General features: G+C 65.9%; 14 protein-coding genes. 6 read left to right on the plus strand and 8 right to left on the minus strand.

What is annotated here, in order from left to right:
* The first annotated feature begins 79 nt into the window (after positions 1–79).
* The 5 genes from M52SOB_RS06105 to moaE are packed head-to-tail and all read left to right on the plus strand — an operon-like array spanning position 80 to position 3619.
* The gene (locus M52SOB_RS06105; protein WP_131111049.1) at positions 80–1168 is read left to right on the plus strand and encodes a hypothetical protein; all 1089 of its coding nucleotides are present in this window, start codon (positions 80–82) and stop codon (positions 1166–1168) included.
* A complete protein-coding gene (mobB, locus tag M52SOB_RS06110) occupies positions 1165–1662 on the plus strand; it encodes a molybdopterin-guanine dinucleotide biosynthesis protein B (protein ID WP_131111050.1) in 498 nt (165 codons plus the stop codon). Before M52SOB_RS06105 ends, mobB begins: the two co-directional genes overlap by 4 nt.
* Positions 1656–2876 carry a molybdopterin molybdotransferase MoeA gene (locus M52SOB_RS06115; protein WP_131111051.1) on the plus strand — a complete coding sequence of 407 codons (1221 nt, stop codon included), beginning with the start codon at positions 1656–1658 and terminating at the stop codon, positions 2874–2876. Before mobB ends, M52SOB_RS06115 begins: the two co-directional genes overlap by 7 nt.
* Before the next feature lie 4 nt (positions 2877–2880).
* A complete protein-coding gene (gene moaD / locus M52SOB_RS06120) occupies positions 2881–3126 on the plus strand; it encodes a molybdopterin converting factor subunit 1 (RefSeq protein ID WP_126445138.1) in 246 nt (81 codons plus the stop codon).
* A gap of 1 nt (position 3127) precedes the next feature.
* Complete coding sequence (gene moaE / locus M52SOB_RS06125) at positions 3128–3619, plus strand: molybdopterin synthase catalytic subunit MoaE (RefSeq protein WP_126445140.1); 492 nt, start codon at positions 3128–3130, stop codon at positions 3617–3619.
* A 1-nt stretch (position 3620) separates the two neighbouring features.
* On the opposite strand, the gene M52SOB_RS06130 is transcribed toward moaE, so the two are convergent.
* The 8 genes from M52SOB_RS06130 to M52SOB_RS06165 all read right to left on the minus strand — a co-directional run bounded on the left by M52SOB_RS06130 (position 3621) and on the right by M52SOB_RS06165 (position 13815).
* Positions 3621–4115 (minus strand): phasin family protein, encoded by a 495-nt coding sequence (locus M52SOB_RS06130; RefSeq protein WP_126445142.1) that lies wholly within the window; start codon positions 4113–4115, stop codon positions 3621–3623.
* Between the two features lie 307 nt (positions 4116–4422).
* Positions 4423–6024, minus strand: coding sequence for an acyl CoA:acetate/3-ketoacid CoA transferase (locus tag M52SOB_RS06135; RefSeq protein ID WP_131111052.1), 1602 nt, complete (start codon positions 6022–6024; stop codon positions 4423–4425).
* Between the two features lie 45 nt (positions 6025–6069).
* On the minus strand, positions 6070–6441 hold the full coding sequence (locus tag M52SOB_RS06140; protein WP_131111053.1) for a type II toxin-antitoxin system VapC family toxin: 372 nt from the start codon (positions 6439–6441) through the stop codon (positions 6070–6072).
* A complete protein-coding gene (locus tag M52SOB_RS06145; RefSeq protein WP_126445148.1) occupies positions 6441–6653 on the minus strand; it encodes an AbrB/MazE/SpoVT family DNA-binding domain-containing protein in 213 nt (70 codons plus the stop codon). The genes M52SOB_RS06140 and M52SOB_RS06145 overlap by 1 nt, the downstream gene beginning before the upstream one ends.
* A 109-nt stretch (positions 6654–6762) precedes the next feature.
* Positions 6763–7956 carry an EAL domain-containing response regulator gene (locus tag M52SOB_RS06150; RefSeq protein WP_126445150.1) on the minus strand — a complete coding sequence of 398 codons (1194 nt, stop codon included), beginning with the start codon at positions 7954–7956 and terminating at the stop codon, positions 6763–6765.
* Positions 7953–9020: a response regulator gene (locus M52SOB_RS06155; RefSeq protein WP_131111054.1), complete on the minus strand. Its 1068-nt coding sequence runs from the start codon at positions 9018–9020 to the stop codon at positions 7953–7955. Before M52SOB_RS06155 ends, M52SOB_RS06150 begins: the two co-directional genes overlap by 4 nt.
* Positions 9017–12304, minus strand: coding sequence for an ATP-binding protein (locus M52SOB_RS06160; protein ID WP_131111055.1), 3288 nt, complete (start codon positions 12302–12304; stop codon positions 9017–9019). The genes M52SOB_RS06155 and M52SOB_RS06160 overlap by 4 nt, the downstream gene beginning before the upstream one ends.
* Positions 12305–12357: 53 nt before the next feature.
* Complete coding sequence (locus tag M52SOB_RS06165; protein ID WP_172601758.1) at positions 12358–13815, minus strand: HD domain-containing phosphohydrolase; 1458 nt, start codon at positions 13813–13815, stop codon at positions 12358–12360.
* A 465-nt stretch (positions 13816–14280) separates the two neighbouring features.
* On the opposite strand from M52SOB_RS06165, the gene clpB reads away from it, so the two are divergent.
* Complete coding sequence (clpB, locus tag M52SOB_RS06170; RefSeq protein WP_131111057.1) at positions 14281–16863, plus strand: ATP-dependent chaperone ClpB; 2583 nt, start codon at positions 14281–14283, stop codon at positions 16861–16863.
* The last annotated feature ends 4 nt before the right edge of the window (positions 16864–16867 follow it).

Below are 16867 nucleotides of genomic sequence, written 5' to 3' on the forward strand. Positions count from 1 at the left end.
TGCGCTCCGGCCTCCCCCAACCTGGCTGCGCTCGCGACGAATTTTTTTCACAAGCTCTGATTCGGAATACACTCGGCGCATGAAACTCTCCGACCTTCCTGCCGACCTGTTGGCGGCGCGCCCACACCTGTTCTCGCCTGCAAGCGTTGCCGTGACGGCGGCGGATCACGCACGCATGCGCGAAGTGATCTTGGCGGTGGAGGAGGTCGTCGCGCTGAAACTCGGCGCTGACGGCACGGCACCTTCCGCCAGCGGCGTCTTCATGGGCTACGACTTCCATCTGACGCCCGAGGGCCCACGACTGATCGAGATCAACACCAATGCCGGCGGCGGCCTCTTGGCGGCATTGCAGGCCGAACGCGACGACGTGCTGGCCGCCTATGTCGAGATGTTCCGCAGCGAATGCGGCAAGCGCGAACTGCGCATGGTCGCTATCGTCGACGAAACGCCTGAGCAGCAATATCTCTACCCGGAGCTCGTCGGCTTCCGGCAGCTCTTCGAAGCGCACGGCATCCGCGCGGCGATCTGCGCGCCCGAGGCGCTGATGATCTGTCATGGCGGACTGTGGTATTCCGACGGCGTGACCGAGACGCGCATCGATCTCGTCTATAACCGGCTGACCGATTTCACGCTCGATTTGCCCGAGTCGGTGGCGCTACGGCTCGCCTGGCTGCACGAAGACACCGTGGTGACGCCGAACCCGCAGATCCATGCCCTGTATGCGGACAAGAAGAACCTCGTCGCGCTGACCGATCCGGCCCAGTTGGCCGAGTGGGGGGTGCAGGAACAGACGCGGCGCATATTGATGAATGGCATTCCGCGCACCGAGGCGGTGACCGTAGCGTGCGCCGAAGACCTCTGGAACCGCCGCCGCGGGCTGTTCTTCAAGCCGGCGATGGGCTTCGGTTCGAAGGGCGCCTATCGCGGCGACAAGCTCACCAAGCGCGTCTTCGCCGAAATCCTCGCCGGCGATTACGTCGCGCAGGCGTATGTGCCGCCCTCGACCGTGCCCGTCGAAGTCGATGGCCAGATGAGCGAGCTCAAGGCGGACATCCGCAACTATGTCTATCGAGGCACCGTGCAACTGGTCACCGCCCGGCTCTATCAGGGCCAGACGACGAACTTCCGTACCCCGGGTGGCGGTTTCGCGAAGGTGATCGAACGATGAAAGTGTTTGGTTTCGCCGGCTATTCCGGTTCCGGCAAGACGACGCTGATCGAAAAGCTGATCCCGCGCTTCACCGCGCGCGGCCTCAGGGTCTCGCTGATCAAGCATACGCATCACGATTTCGATGTCGACCAGCCCGGCAAGGATTCCTGGCGGCACCGCCAGGCCGGCGCCAGCGAGGTGTTGCTCACCTGCGACAAACGCTGGGTGCTGATGCACGAACTGCGCGGCGCGCCCGAACCTTCGCTCGACGAGCAACTCGCGATCCTCTCGCCCTGCGATCTCGTGCTGGTCGAAGGCTTCAAACAGACGCCGATCTCGAAGCTCGAAGTGCATCGCCCCGCCCATGGCCGGCCGCCGCTGTGGCCGGAGAACAACAGCATCGTCGCCGTGGCGACCGATGCCCGGATCGACTGCCCGCTGCCGGTGCTGGATCTGAACGACCCCGATGCGATCGCCCGTTTCATCCTCGATTTCCTGGAACGCCCATGCTGAGTTACGAACAAGCCCTCGAACACTTGCTCGCCGCCGCCACCCCGGTCACGGAAATCCGGCGGCTGCCGCTGGCCGCGGTGCGCGGCCGCTTTCTCGCCGAACCGCTCATCTCCACGGTGATGGTGCCGCCGCTCGACAACAGTGCGATGGACGGCTATGCCGTGCGCTGTGCCGATGTGCCGCAGGCAGGCGTCATCCTGCCGGTATCGCAACGCATTCCCGCCGGCAGCGTGGGTGCGCCCTTGCAGCCCGGCACCGCAGCGCGCATCTTCACCGGCGCGCCGATCCCGCCCGGCGCCGATGCGGTGGTGATGCAGGAATTTTCCGAACACGTGCCGGATGGCAAGGTGATCATCAATCAGGCGCCGAAAGCAGGGCAGAACATCCGCCGCGCCGGCGAGGACATCGCTGCGGGAAGCGAAATCCTGCCGGCGGGCGCACGCCTCGGCCCGGCCGAAATCGGCCTGGCCGCCTCGGTCGGCGTGGCCGAGCTGCCAGTGCGGCGGCGGCTGCGCGTCGCGCTATTGTCGACGGGCGACGAGCTCACCGAGCCCGGCCAGCCGCTGCCCGCCGGCGGCATCTACAACTCGAACCGCCACTTCCTGCGCGCGCTGTTCGAAACCTTCGGCTGTGCCGTCACCGATGCCGGCCACGTGCCCGATACGCTGGAGGCCACACGCGCGGCACTGCGCGAAGCCGCCGCAGCACACGATCTGATCGTCACCTCGGGTGGCGTCTCGGTCGGCGAGGAGGATCACGTCAAACCCGCCGTCGAGGCGGAAGGCGCGTTGTCGCTGTGGAAGATCGCCATCAAGCCGGGCAAGCCGCTCGCGTTCGGCCATGTGCGCAAAGTCGGCGCCGAGGGAACGGCAGAGTCCACCGCCTTCATCGGTCTGCCGGGCAATCCAGTGTCCTGCTTCGTGACCTTTCTGCTCTTCTTGCGCCCCTATCTGCTCAAGCGCATGGGCGCCGCGGTCGTCGTGCCGGTCGCGCGCGAGCTCGTTTCCGCCTCCGCCTGGACGAAACCCGAAGACCGGCGCAGCTTCCTGCGGGCGCGGATCGCTGCCGATGGCCGCGTCGAGTTGTATCCTAATCAAAGTTCCGGCGTGCTGACTTCCTGCGTCTGGGCCGACGGCCTGGTCGACACCCCAGCCCAGCAGACCTTCGCGCCGGGCGACACGGTGCGTTTTCTCGCTTTCTCCGACCTGTTGTGATGCGATGACTCTCAAAGTGCTTTATTTCGCCAGCTTGAGCGAAGCGATCGGCCTTGCTGCCGAAACCATCGACCTGCCACCCGGTGGCACGACCGTCGGCGCGCTGCGCCAGACCCTCGGCGCACGCCATCCAGCGCTGTTGACCACGAAGAACCTGCGCGCTGCGGTCAACCGACAGATGTGCGGCTGGGAAGCGCCTGTCGAGGATGGCGACGAAGTGGCCTTTTTCCCACCCGTGACGGGAGGCTGAGATGTCCGAAGTCAGCGTCCAGCAAGCCGATTTCGACGTCGGTTCTGAAATCGCGGCATTGTCGGCCGACGACCCGGAAGCCGGCGCGGTGGCGAGCTTCGTCGGCCTCGTGCGCGCCGACAAGCTCTGTGCGCCGGAAGTCGGCGCTGGCGGCACGGCACAGGTCGCCGCGATGACCCTCGAATACTATCCGGGCATGACCGAAGCCGCGCTCGCCGAGATCGTCGCCCAGGCCAAGGCCCGCTGGCAGCTGAAGCGGGTACGGGTGATCCATCGCGTCGGCCGGCTGCTGCCTTCTGAGCACATCGTCTTCGTGGGTGTGAGCTCGTCGCATCGCCACGACGCCTTCGCTGCCTGCGAATTCATCATGGATTACCTGAAGACCCGCGCGCCGTTCTGGAAAAAGGAAGAAACCCCGGCCGGCAGCCGCTGGGTCGATGCGCGCGAGAGCGACGATCGGGCCGCCGCCCGTTGGGAAGGGAAGGAGACGTAGGCTATTTCGCGGCTTTGGCCATCCCGGCCACGCTCGCCGTGGTGGCCTGGGCGATCTGCTCGAAGGCGCTGTTCGCGCTCGCCATCGCCTGCTGCATCATCTCGAGCAGGTTCGGTGATTGGCCCGGCAGCGTCTTCAGGAAACCCTGGAAGGCATCGGCCATCTCCTGACTGCCGGAGGCGAGTTGCTCGGTGAGGAGCCGGGCGAAGGCGGCACGCGACTCGTTACCGATCTCGGCCACCTGCTGCGCGACGGCCATCATCTTGCGCGTGGTCTCCTGCGCGTATTCGGCGCGCAGCCGCATCACCTCCTGCGCGTCCTTCGCGGCGGCCAACGCGCGTGCGTTGGCGACGCCATCGTCGAACAGCTCGCGCGCCAGCTCGTTTTGCAGTGCCAACACGCGCTGCGAATTCTCGATCGACAACTGCGCCAGATGCATCGCCGCTTCCATGTTCCTGCGGTTGAGTTCGCTGAATTGCTCGTTCGTGCCGGCCATGATTCCGCTCCCTTTCCGTTCTGTTCAACCCAGATTGTCCATTGGAACGCGAGCGGGTATCAAAAGCGAGGGCGAGCAGGTTTGCGTCACCGCGACGAGCCAATAACCCTGTCTGGCGATACGCGGGGGCGCAAAGATGCCACCCGCAGCGTGAAAACCGCCGCGTAGGGCAATGAAATGATCGTATCGAATGCTCATGGCGAATCAGCCCGCTCTCAATGGACAATCTGGGTTCAAAGACCTCCGCATCGACAGCCTAGCATGTCCGGCTGACGGCAATCTGACCGAAATCAAAAACTTGCGAGATTCACCCGGCGAGCCCCATCCTGCCATGCTCGAAGATGCGGGCGTCCATCATGGCAAGCGGGGTGCGGATGAGCGGGCGGAAATCCATCCGGGCGAGGATGTCGCGCTCGAGATCGATCCCCGGCGCGATCTCGGTCAGTTCCAACCCTTCCGGCCCGAGCCGGAACACGCAGCGCTCGGTGATGTAAAACACCTCCTGACCGCGCCGCAGGGCCTGTTGGCCACTGAAGGTGCGATGCTCGACCTGCGGCACGAACTTCTTTTCGCGGCCTTCTTTGACGATGCGCAGGCGACCGTCCGCGACGGCGATTTCCAGCCCACCGGCGGTGAAGGTGCCGACGAAGACGACTTTGCGCGCAGTCTGCGAGATATTGATGAAGCCGCCGGCGCCATTGAGCCGCGGGCCGAACTTGCTGACGTTCAGATTGCCCTCGCGATCGACCTGGGCGAGCCCCAGAAAGGCGATGTCGAGTCCCCCGCCGTCGTAGAAATCGAACTGGCAGGGCTGATCGATGATCGCCTGGGTGTTGGTCGCCGCGCCGAAGTTGAGGCCGCCGGCGGGAATGCCGCCGATCACGCCCGGCTCGGCGGTCAAGGTCATCCGGTCGTTGATGCGCTCCTCGGCGGCGACGGCGGCCACGCCCTCTGGCATGCCGATGCCCAGATTCACCACCGCGCCGGGGCTTAGCTCCAACGCGGCGCGCCGGGCGATGATCTTGCGCTCCGACATCGGCAGGGGCGGAATGCTCGACAACGGCACCTTGAGCTCGCCCGAGAATGCCGGGCTGTATTGCTCGATGAAGGTCTGCATGTGGTATTCGGGCTTTTCGGCGACGACCACGCAATCGACGAGGATGCCCGGAATCTTGACGTGGCGCGGATTCAGCGAGCCGCGTGCGGCGACGCGCTCGACCTGGCAAATGACGATGCCGCCGCAGTTGTGCGCCGCCATTGCGATCGCCTGCGCCTCCAAGGTCAGTGCTTCCTTTTCCATCGTCACGTTGCCTTCCTCATCCGCAGTCGTGCCGCGGATCAGCGCCACGTCGATCGGAAAGGCCCGATAGAACAGATACTCCTCGCCATCGATCTCCATCAGCCGCACCAGCTCGCGGGTGGTCTTGTCGTTGAGCTTGCCGCCGCCGAAGCGCGGGTCGACGAAGGTGCCCAGACCGATGCGCGTCAATGTGCCCGGCTTGCCGGCGGCGATGTCGCGGAACAGATGCGAGATCACCCCTTGCGGCAGATTCCAGGCCTCGATGCGGTTGCCGACGGCGAGCTCCTGCATGCGTGGCGCCAGGCCCCAATGGCCGCCGATCACGCGCGCGACGAGGCCGTCATGGCCGAGGTGGTTCAAGCCGCGCGCCTTGCCATCGCCTTGGCCGGCGGCATAGACCAGCCCGATGCCACGCGGCGCGCTTTCTTCCAGATAGCGCTCTTCGAGTGCGACGGCGAGGTTTTCCGGAAAGCCGATGCCGACGAAGCCGCCGGTGGCGATCATGTCGCCATCGCGGATCAGGCCGACGGCTTCGCGCGCGCTCACCACCTTGCCGCTCTTGCGGGCATGCAGGGCTGCCAGTTCGGGGTGTCTCGTTCTGACGGTCATGGATCCTCCCTCTGCCGTGATTATGCGCCGACGGCTCACCCGCGCTCATTTCCTGATGAGGATCACGCCCGGAAGATTTTCGAAGTGGGTATCGCAGGTGAGCAAGTCCACCCCTGATTCGCGGGCGGTCGCATACACCACGGCATCGGCCGTCGCCAGTTTGTATTGGCGATGCAGGTCGGCGGCCTGGAGCGCAAGGCGCGTGTCGAGCGCCACGACGATGCATTTTTGCGTGTAGGCGATCATCTGGTCGGCGGCTTCTTCGCTGACCTCCCTGACGAGCCATTTCGCCAGTTCCAGTTGCACGATGGTGGGCACGATGCATTGCGTCCGGTCGGGAATTTCCTGCGCCAGGCGGTCGCACAACGGGCTGCCCACCAGCCACTCGATCCAGACCGAAGTGTCGATGACCCGCATCAGAAGCGGTCTTGCCGGTCGCGGTAGCCTTCGGTGTTGGCGCCTTGCGCCAGACCGGCGAGCTGCTCCAGTTCGGGCACCGGCATGAGCAGCACGCCTTTGCCCTTGGGAATGAAGACGAACTCCTGTCCGGCCTCCCAGTGCAGATCGTCACGGATGGCCTTGGGGACGGAGATTTGATATTTGCTGGATAAGGTGGCGGTCGCGGCCATGGCTTTACTCTTTACCTTGTGTTGATCGATCACAGATTGGTAAAAGTATAGCAAGCCCGCCTGCCGGCTGAAAACCGCCGACAAATCCCTAAAAAAATAACCTGCCCGCTCATGCGCTTCGCTGCACGCCGCGCGAGCGGCAGAACGCGACGAACGCCGCCTCATCCAGCGGCCGGGCGATGAAATAGCCCTGTGCGATGTCGCAGCCCATCGTGGCGAGCGCATCCCAGTCGCCTTGCGTCTCCACGCCTTCGGCCACGGCCTTGAGCTTGAGACCATGCGCGAGCGCGAGGCTCGCCTCGACGATCACGTGCGCGGTCGGATGCTCGCCGCAGCCGGTGACGAAGCCCTGATCGATCTTCAGTTCCGTGAACGGCACCCGCGCCAGTTGCGCGAGGCTGGCAAAGCCGGTGCCGTAATCGTCGATCGACAGGCCAAAACCCTTCATGCGCAGCCGGGTGAGGTTCTCCAGCGCCGGCGCCAGCGCCGTCATCGCCGCGGTCTCGGTCACTTCCAGCACCATCTGCTCCGGCTCCAGGCCGCAGCCGGTGACGGTCGCAAGCACCCGGTCGGCCAGGGTCACGTCGTCGAGGCAGGCAGTGGAGAGGTTCACCGATAGCACAAGCTCCAGCCCGGCCTCCTTGAAGCGCCGCGCCGCATGGGCGGTCTGCTCCAGCATCGCGAAGGTCAGCGCATCGATCTTGCCGGCCTGCTCGAGCGTGAGGATGAAGCCGTAGGGCGAGACGATGCCTTTTTCCCGATGTCGCCAGCGCGCCAAGGCTTCCGCGCCCACCACGGCGCCGGTCTTCATGTCCACTTTGGGCTGGAAGAAGGGCACGAATTCGCCATTGGCGATGCCGGCCTCGATCTCGGCCAGTGCGAAACTCGGTGCTGGCGGCGCGGCACGGCGCGGCCGCGGCTGTTCGCGCACCGCCAAGAGTTGCGCCAGATGCACGCGCGTGACCGGCTTTTCCAGCACGCCCAACAGGCGCACGCCGTAGGCATCGGCCATCTTCGCCACCGAGCCCAACAGCGCCGGGTCCAGCGCGCTGGCGATGATCACCGGCACGTCGGGCAGCCGCTCGCCCAGATGACGGATGAAGGCCATGCCGTCCATCTCAGGCATGTCGAGATCGCAGATCACCAGCTCGGGCGCATGGCCGGCGTCCAGCAGTTCCAGCGCCGCCTGGCCGTTGGCCGCTTCGAGCACGTTTTGCGCGCCCAACGCGGTGAGCAGCCGGGCGAGGATACGGCGCTGGAAGTCGTGGTCTTCGACGATCAGGATGGAAGAGAGGCGGTTCATGGCGCAATCTCCGGCGGCATGGGCGGCGGCAGCGCCTCCCGCAGCTTGCTCAGCACCGCTGCGCGTTGGCCGGGTTTGACGATGAAGCCGGCCACGCCGTGTTGCGCCGCGGCACGCACCGTTTCGGCGTCGGCATGGCCGGTGATGGCCAGATAGGGAATGCCAGCGAGCGCCGGCACGCGCTTGGCCGCCGCGATCAGTTCCAGACCGCCGATGCCCGGCATCTCCACATCGACCAGCACGGCGTCGGGCTTGAGGCGCGGCAGCGCCACCAGCGCGCCCTGCGGATCGGTAAAGGCGCGCACTTCGTAGCCGGCGGATTCCAGCATCGAGGCGAGCACTTTCAGATAGACCGGATCGTCATCGACGACCACCAGCCGCTGCGGCTGCTGCGCCAGCCAGGCAGCCGCCTGACTCAGTTGTGGCGCCACTGCGGCGGCGGTGTTGCGTGCCTCGGCCGAGCTGGCCACCAGTCGCCGTTCGGCCGGCGAGCAGGCCGCCTCGATCACTGGATGCAGTTCCGGTGCGGCCGCGACCAGCCGCTGGCGTGCGGCGGCCAGATCGGCGGCCACCGCTTCACTGGCTTGCGCCTGCCGCGTCAACGCGCCGTGCAGCGCTGAAGCGCCTGTTTGTGCAGCGGCGAGTTGCCGGCGCGCGGCCGCCGCCTGATCCTCGCCGCGCCGTGCGCCGGTCAGATGGCGGATGCTGATGGCCAGCCGGTGCGGATCGTAGAGCGGCCGGAACACCACATAATCGTCGAACACGCCGCGCCTGACCAGATCGTAGGCCAGATCGACATCCTGCCCCTTGCACAGCAGGATCGACGGATGATCGCCGCCGGCAAAACCGGGTGCAGTGCGAAAGAGCTCCAGAAACGCGCGCTCGGCCAGCGCGAGGTCGACATGGGCGAACAGCAAGAGCGCCGGTGGCGCCTGCGCATAGCGTTTGGCGGCCCTCGCCCCATCCGTGAAGGCTTCGATGCGGAATCCACTGCCCTCGGCCAGCGCGCGTACTTCCTCGATCGCATCGGCATCGGCGAACAGCCAGGCGAGCGAGGCGGTCATTCGTGCGCTCCTTGCAGCCGGGCCACCAGCCGCGCCCAGGCCTCATCGAGTTGGTGATAGCCGCGCGCGGCCGCTTCCCAGTCGATGTTGTTGCCGGCGGCTTCGAGCGCGGCGAGCAAGGCGGCCAGTTCCTGCGCGCCGATCGCGCGGGCGGAGGACTTGAGCTTGTGGGCGGCGCGGGCGAGATCGCGCGCCGCGCGTCTTTCGTAGGCCGCGCGAATCTCGGCGAGCGGCGCATCGGCATGGACAAAGAAGCTGTCGATCAGCTCGTGCTGCAACTTTTGTGAATCGCCCACCATGTCGGCGAGCACCGCCGGGTCGAACACCGGCGGCGCATCGGGATTGGCCGGCTCCGCCGCCGGCGGGGCGGCAAGCCCCGCGCTGGCTTCCAGCTCGGCCAGGTCCGCCTCGATCTCGCGCAGCCGCTCGGCGGCTTGGGCGAGGTCATGACGGCGGGCGGCTTCCTCGGCGCGCGCGGCACGCGCGGCCAGGCGCAGCGCGCCGACCATCTTCGCCGCGCCTTTGATGCGGTGGGCTTCGCGCGTGGCGGCCGCCGCATCGTCACGCGCGAGCGCCGCTTCCAGCTCGGCGAGATCGCGGCGGGTTTGGCTCACGAAATCGGCGAGGATCAGCCGTTCCTCCTCGGCGCCTTCGGCGAGTTGACCGAGTACCGCGCGGTCGAGCACCATGCCCGGATCGATGGGGATGGGCGCGCCGTTGTCGGCGGCGAACGGCAGCCAGCGGGCGAGCACGGCGCGTAGCGTGGCCAGTTCCGTGGGCTTCACCAGCACGTCGTCCATGCCGGCGGCGCGGCAGCGGGCCACTTCTTCGCCCATCGCGGCGGCGGTCCAGGCGATGATCGGTGTGGGCTTGCGGCCTTCCTGGCGCTCGATGGCGCGCACCGCCTGCGCGAGCTCGAAGCCGTCCATCACCGGCATGTGCACGTCGGTCACGATCAGGCAGTAGTCGCCGTGTTTCCATTTCGCCAGCGCCTGGTTGCCGTTCTCGGCCAGTTCCACCGGCAGTCCCAGCAGCGCCAGCTGGCGCGCGATCAGCGCGCGGTTGGTGGGATGGTCGTCGGCCACCAGCACCGGCCGTCCGCCGCCGTCGAGCTGGCGCAAGGCCACGCTGGCGGTGGCGGGCGGGGGCGGCGCAGTCTCGGCCACCGGCAGGGTCAAGGTGACGAAGAAAGTGCTGCCGCGCGCCGGTGCCGATTCGACGCCGATCTCGCCGCCCATCAATTCGGCGAGCCGCTTGCAGATCGCCAGCCCCAGGCCGGTGCCGCCATAGCGCCGCGCCACGGTGTGGTCGGCCTGGCTGTAGCGCTCGAACAGCTGTTTCTGCACTTCGGGCGCGATGCCGATGCCGGTATCGCGCACCGAGAGCTTGAGCGTGACCTGGCCGTCCTGCTGGCCCAGCCAGTCGGCGCGCAGCTCGACATAACCTTCGGCGGTGAATTTGAGCGCGTTGGAGACGAAGTTCTGCAGAATCTGGCGCGCGCGCAGGCCGTCCATCACCAGCGCGCGCGGCAGGCGCGGATCGACGAAACTCATCAGCGAGATGCCCTTGGCGCTGGCCGTGGCCAGATGGGCGTCGCGCACGCCATCGATCAGCGCCGGCAGGTCTTCGGGCTCGGGCGAGAGCGTGAGCCGGCCGGCCTCGATCTTCGAGTAGTCGAGGATGTCGTCGATGATGCGCGAGAGCGCCTTGCCCGATTCGCGCGCGATCGCCAGCTGGTGGCGTTCCTCGTCCGGCAGCGGGGAGAGCGAAAGGAGCTCCAGCATGCCCAAGAGACCCGTGAGCGGCGTGCGGATCTCGTGGCTCATCGTGGCGAGGAAGTCCTGTCGCTGCACGAGCAACGCTTCCAGCTGCCGGGTGCGCTCGGCGACGCGCTGCTCCAGCTCGGCGTTGAGCCGGCGCAGGGCTTCCTCGGCCTCGACCTGGCGTGTGATGTCGAACAGCGCACCGTTCATCTCACCGTGAAAAAAATGCGCCTCGACGTGCAGCCAGACCATCCGGCCTTCGCGCCGCTGCCAGCGAAAGTCGCTGATCCACGCCCGTTGCTCGGCGATGGCGGCCATATACTCGCCGCGCACCCGCTCACCGTCTTCGGCGGGCAGGCTGTTCAACCAGCGATCCGGCTGGGCGATGAAGCTCTCGGCCGGCCAGCCGGTGAGTGTCTCGATCTGTGGGCTGACGAATAACGGCTGGCCTTGGCGATCGGCCACGAAGGTGGCGATCGGAAGATGATCGACGAGGTCTCGATACCGTTCTTCGGCCCGCTGCCAGCGCCGCACGATCCAGTCCGCCGCGAACGTCAATAGCAGCGTCAGCAACAGGCCCAAGCCAGCCACGGCAATCGGGAACCAGCGGTCCTGCACCGCTGGTTCCCAGTTGGGCAGCGCAGTGACCACCAGCGTCCATTCGGCGTCGGCGACCTTGATCGGCAACCGCGCCTGCAAGGGTAGATGCTGGGCGGCATGGGGCGCATCTTCTTCTGCGTGGGTGTCGAAGACCGGCGGGATCGCGCCGCCGAGCGGCGCCGTTGCCGGCCGGTCGTAGAGCTCCAGATCCAGCCCGGCATCGCTCGACGCGGCGATGGCCTGGATCAGCCGGTCGGGGCGGAAGATCAGCGCCACGGTGCCGGGAAGGATTTCCTCGGATTTGCCCGGCAGACGCGCCATCAGCGCGTAGTGCGGCGCTTGCGGGTATTCGTTGGCGAGCCGCTCGCTCAGCGCGAGCTCTGCCCTGGCTTCGAGCTGGGCGATGGCCTTGCGCCGCGGGCCTGGCAAGAGATCGAGGCCGAGAGCGGCCGGATTGAACGGATAGACATATTCCACCAGCAGGTATTTCGCGCGTTCGCCGGCCGGCTTGGGCGCAGGCTGGAAAGGCTGCTCGCCCACCTCGGCCAGCGAGGCCGCCACCTGCCGCTGCCAGCCAGGAAGCTCTTGCGCGCGCAGATGGCGCGCGTAGCGGTATTCGACCGCCGCCGGAAAGCGCTCGGCGAGGTCGAGGCGAGCGACATAGGCGCGGAAATCGCGCCGGGTCACCTCATCCGAGGTGACGAACAAGCCGGCCAGACCGCGCAGCGTTTCTTCCTGCAATGCGAACTGCTGCTGCATCCGCGCGGCGAGCTGGCCGGCCTCGTGGCGCAATTCCTCGTCGAGCGTTTCCTCGACCCAGGCCTGCGCGCGCAGGAACAGCACGACGGTGGCGGCCAGCCCCACGATCAGGACCAGCAGGGGCAAGAAGAGTTGCTGCTTCAGGAAACGTGCGCTCGCCATGACAGGTGAAACACTCGACGAAACCATCCTCTATGGTTGTGTATGAGCCGGGACTATAGCTCATAGCCGCGCTCCATGAAGAGGCGCAAACAGGCTTCGACCACGGCCGGATCAAAGAAGCGGCCCTTGTTCCGGGTCACCTCCTGCAAGGCCGGGAACACGCCGAAGCCCGGACGGTAAGGGCGGTGCGTGGCCATCGCTTCGACGACGTCGGCCACCGCGAGGATGCGTGCTTCGAGGAGGATCTCCTCGCCCTTCAGGCCGCGCGGGTAGCCCGAGCCGTCCAGCCGCTCGTGGTGCTGATGGACGATCTCCGCCACCGGCCAGGGAAAGTCGATGACCTTGAGGATTTCCCAGCCCGACAGCGGATGGGTGCGGATGATCGCGAATTCGGCGTCCGACAGCTTGGCCGGACTGGCCAGTATCTCGGCCGGCACGCGCACCTTGCCGATATCGTGCACGATGCCGGCCATGCGCAGCCCATCCACCTGCTCCCCGGGCAATCCCATCTCGGTGGCAATGGCTGCCGCCAGCTGGGCCACGCGGCGCTGATGGCCGGCGGTGTAAGGGTCGCGCATTTCCACCGTGGCGGCGATCGCGGCGACCGCATGGTCGAGGCTGTGGTCGAGCTTTTCCAGGATCCCCAGGCGCTCGGCGCGACCGCGCAGATTGGTGATGCCGTAGGCGAGATCGCCGACCAGCTCCGTCAGCAGGTCTATGACGTCCTCGGCAAAGCAATCGGCCCGTTCGCTGCCGACCCAGAGCACGCCCAGCCGATCGCCGTTCGCGGCGAACGGCAGCGCGGCGGAAGCCGCGACCCCCAGTCGCGTCATGGTTTCGATGAGGAGCGGATCGTTCTCGTCCTCCAGCCGCCGGAGGTCGGGACGACCCTGACCGAGGATGTCCCGTTCGATCGACTCCGCGCGCTGTGCGCCCACTTCGGCGACGAGGCGCGCTTCTTCCACGTTCAGTCCCGCCCAGCCGGCCGGCACCACGTGTCCGGCGCGCGGGCCGAGCATTGCGCAGGCAGACTTGAATTCGCCGTGCTCGACCAGCACGCGGCACATCTCGCCGGAAAGCGCCAGCTCGTCCTCGGCGCGCACCAGCACCTGGTTGCAGCGGCTGATGGTGCGGTAGAGGCGCTGGATGCGTGCCACATGGTCTTCGGCCTGCCGTTGCGCGGTGATGTCGCGCAACACATGCAGCGAATACTGCGCAGTGCCTTGCGCGTCGCGCACCTCGAAGCCGCGCGAGAGAAAGCGGCGTTCTCCGGCGGTGAATTCCTCGCTGCTTTCGGAACGCCCGCCTTCGTGCGTCGCGCGACAACCGGGCAGGGGCCCGTCGCCACGCGGAAAAACCTCCCAGTAGAACTTGCCGACGGCCTCCGCCGGCGTCATCCCCGCCGCCTTGAAATAGGCGTGGTTGGCGAACCGCACCCGGTAATCGGGGTCATGCAAGAAGATCGGATCCTCGATCGCATCACACATCCTGTGCCAGATGTCGGGGCTCATGGGGATGCCTTCCAGAGGGCCGGCAAGGGCGGGTTGGTTTTCTTGTTGGCTAGCCGAGGACATGCGCGCCTCTCTTTCGGTGATGGTGCTCGATCGCAACCCTCGTTCGAAAATGGCATCGGTCAAGATGCAAACCTGGTCGCGATAACGAGCATTTTTTGACAATGATCGATCTGTTGCGGTTCCTGCCGCGGCAGCTTGAACCCAGATTGTCCATTAGACCGTCCTGTGATCGGATGAGTGTGAGCAAGCCTTGTCATCCTGGACTGCGCGGGCTCTTCCGGTCTGCGGGCGGGCCCTTCGCGCCCGCGCTCCTCGCCAATAGACACCGCTATTGGCTCGTCGCGCACACGCAAATCGCCTCGCCCTCGCCTCGAAATCGCCTCGCGCCCTAATGAACAATCTGGGTTGAAATGCGTTCGCATATCCCAATGTTACGCGTAGTGCCATTTTTGGAGACGAGCCATGCGCTTCGACAAATTCACCACCAAGTTCCAACAAGCGATCAGTGATGCCCAGAGCATCGCGATCGGCCACGACAACCAGATCATCGAGCCGCAGCATCTGTTGCTGGCCTTGCTCAACCAGGAGGACGGCTCGACCAGCTCGCTGCTGTCGCGCGCCGGCGTCAATGTCGGCGGACTCAGGAAGGCGCTCGATGCGGCGATCGACCGTCTGCCGCAGGTGCAGGGCCACGGCGGCGAGGTGACGATCGGCCGCGATCTTTCCAACCTGCTCAATCTCACCGATCGCGAGGCGCAAAAGGCCGGCGACCAGTTCATCGCCTCGGAGATGTTCTTGCTCGCGCTCTTCGAGGACAAGGGCGAGACGGGGCGTTTGTTCAAACAACACGGCGCGGAGCGCCGCGCGCTCGAAGAGGCGATCCGTGCCATTCGTGGAGGACAGACCGTGAACAATCCGGAAGCCGAAGGCAGCCGCGAGGCGCTCAAGAAATACACGCTGGATCTGACCGAGCGCGCCCGCGCCGGCAAGCTCGATCCGGTGATCGGCCGCGACGACGAGATTCGGCGCGTGATCCAGATCCTGCAACGCCGCACCAAGAACAACCCGGTGCTGATCGGCGAGCCCGGCGTGGGCAAGACGGCGATCGTCGAGGGGCTGGCGCAGCGCATCGTCAATGGCGAGGTGCCGGAGACCTTACGCGACAAGAAGGTGCTGTCGCTCGACATGGCGGCCTTGCTGGCCGGCGCGAAATACCGCGGCGAGTTTGAGGAGCGCCTGAAGGCCGTGCTCAAGGAAGTGGCGCAGGAAGAAGGGCGCATCATCGTCTTCATCGACGAGATCCATACCATGGTTGGCGCCGGCAAGGCGGAAGGCGCCATCGATGCCGGCAACATGCTGAAGCCGGCGCTGGCGCGCGGGGAGCTGCACTGCATCGGCGCCACCACGCTCGATGAATACCGCAAGTACATCGAGAAGGATGCGGCGCTCGAGCGTCGTTTCCAGAAGGTGCTGGTCGAGGAGCCCTCGGTCGAGGCGACCATCGCGATCCTGCGTGGGCTGCAGGAGAAGTATGAAATCCACCACGGCGTCGAGATCACCGACCCGGCGATCGTCGCCGCGGCGGAGCTCTCCCACCGCTACATCACCGACCGCTTCCTGCCGGACAAGGCGATCGACCTGATCGACGAGGCGGCGGCGCGCATCAAGATGGAGATCGACTCGAAGCCCGAGGCGATGGACAAGCTCGACCGTCGGCTGATCCAACTCAAGATCGAGCGCGAGGCGGTGAAGAAGGAAAAGGACGAAGCCTCGCAAAAGCGCCTGGCGCTGATCGAGGAAGAGATCAAGAAGCTCGAAAAGGAATATTCCGACCTCGAAGAGATTTGGAAGGCCGAAAAGGCGCAGGTGCAGGGCACCCAGCACATCAAGGAAGAGATCGACCGCATCCGGGCGCAGATCGCCGACCTGCAGCGGAAAGGCCAATACGACAAGCTCGCCGAGCTGCAATACGGCAAGCTGCCGCAGCTGGAAGCGCAACTGAAGGCCGCGGAAAAACTCGGCGCTGGCGAGACGGCACCGAGAAAGCTTTTGCGCACCCAGGTCGGCGCCGAGGAGATCGCCGAGGTCGTCTCACGCGCCACCGGCATTCCGGTCGCCAAGATGATGCAGGGCGAACGCGACAAGCTGCTGCACATGGAGGAGCGCCTGCATCAACGCGTCGTCGGCCAGGACGAGGCGGTGCGGCTGGTGTCCGACGCGATCCGCCGCTCGCGCGCGGGGCTCTCGGAAGAAAGTCGGCCGTATGGCTCCTTCCTGTTCCTGGGGCCCACCGGTGTCGGCAAGACGGAGCTTTGCAAGGCGCTGGCCGAGTTCCTGTTCGATTCCGAAGAGCACCTGATCCGCATCGACATGAGCGAGTTCATGGAGAAACACTCGGTCGCGCGGCTGATCGGCGCGCCGCCCGGTTATGTCGGCTACGAGGAGGGCGGTTATCTCACCGAGCAGGTGAGGCGGAAGCCTTATTCGGTGATCCTCTTCGACGAGGTCGAGAAGGCACACCCGGACGTGTTCAACGTGCTGTTGCAGGTGCTCGACGATGGCCGCATGACCGACGGCCAGGGTCGCACCGTGGATTTCAAGAACACGGTGATCGTGATGACCTCGAACCTCGGCAGCCAGATGATCCAGCAGATGGCCGACTCGGATTACCAGCTGATCAAGATGGCGGTGATGGGCGAAGTCAAGGCGCATTTCCGGCCCGAGTTCGTCAATCGCATCGACGAGATCGTCGTCTTCCATCCGTTGGATGAAAAGCACATCGCCGGTATCGCGAAGATCCAGCTGGGGTATCTCGAAAAGCGTCTGGCGCGGCTGGAGATGAGCCTCGAAGTCACCGACGCGGCGCTCGCGGAGCTCGCCAAGGCCGGCTTCGATCCGGTCTTCGGCGCACGGCCCCTGAAGCGCGCGATCCAGGAGCGTATCGAGAACCCGCTTGCCAAGATGATCCTCGAAGGCAAGTTCGCCGCCAAGGATCGCATCCGGGTCGATGCGCAGAATGGTCAGCTGACGTTCAGCAAGGCCTGATCAT

The organism is Sulfuricystis thermophila (assembly GCF_004323595.1).
In the GTDB taxonomy this organism is placed as follows: domain Bacteria; phylum Pseudomonadota; class Gammaproteobacteria; order Burkholderiales; family Rhodocyclaceae; genus Sulfuricystis; species Sulfuricystis thermophila.

Bases quoted from the DNA above. Each gene is read 5' to 3' on its own strand.
- M52SOB_RS06105 (WP_131111049.1), top strand. From the start codon at position 80: ATGAAACTCTCCGACCTTCCTGCCGACCTGTTGGCGGCGCGCCCACAC.
- mobB (WP_131111050.1), top strand. From the start codon at position 1,165: ATGAAAGTGTTTGGTTTCGCCGGCTATTCCGGTTCCGGCAAGACGACG.
- M52SOB_RS06115 (WP_131111051.1), top strand. From the start codon at position 1,656: ATGCTGAGTTACGAACAAGCCCTCGAACACTTGCTCGCCGCCGCCACC.
- moaD (WP_126445138.1), top strand. From the start codon at position 2,881: ATGACTCTCAAAGTGCTTTATTTCGCCAGCTTGAGCGAAGCGATCGGC.
- moaE (WP_126445140.1), top strand. From the start codon at position 3,128: ATGTCCGAAGTCAGCGTCCAGCAAGCCGATTTCGACGTCGGTTCTGAA.
- M52SOB_RS06130 (WP_126445142.1), bottom strand. From the start codon at position 4,115: ATGGCCGGCACGAACGAGCAATTCAGCGAACTCAACCGCAGGAACATG.
- M52SOB_RS06135 (WP_131111052.1), bottom strand. From the start codon at position 6,024: ATGACCGTCAGAACGAGACACCCCGAACTGGCAGCCCTGCATGCCCGC.
- M52SOB_RS06140 (WP_131111053.1), bottom strand. From the start codon at position 6,441: ATGCGGGTCATCGACACTTCGGTCTGGATCGAGTGGCTGGTGGGCAGC.
- M52SOB_RS06145 (WP_126445148.1), bottom strand. From the start codon at position 6,653: ATGGCCGCGACCGCCACCTTATCCAGCAAATATCAAATCTCCGTCCCC.
- M52SOB_RS06150 (WP_126445150.1), bottom strand. From the start codon at position 7,956: ATGAACCGCCTCTCTTCCATCCTGATCGTCGAAGACCACGACTTCCAG.
- M52SOB_RS06155 (WP_131111054.1), bottom strand. From the start codon at position 9,020: ATGACCGCCTCGCTCGCCTGGCTGTTCGCCGATGCCGATGCGATCGAG.
- M52SOB_RS06160 (WP_131111055.1), bottom strand. From the start codon at position 12,304: ATGGCGAGCGCACGTTTCCTGAAGCAGCAACTCTTCTTGCCCCTGCTG.
- M52SOB_RS06165 (WP_172601758.1), bottom strand. From the start codon at position 13,815: ATGAGCCCCGACATCTGGCACAGGATGTGTGATGCGATCGAGGATCCG.
- clpB (WP_131111057.1), top strand. From the start codon at position 14,281: ATGCGCTTCGACAAATTCACCACCAAGTTCCAACAAGCGATCAGTGAT.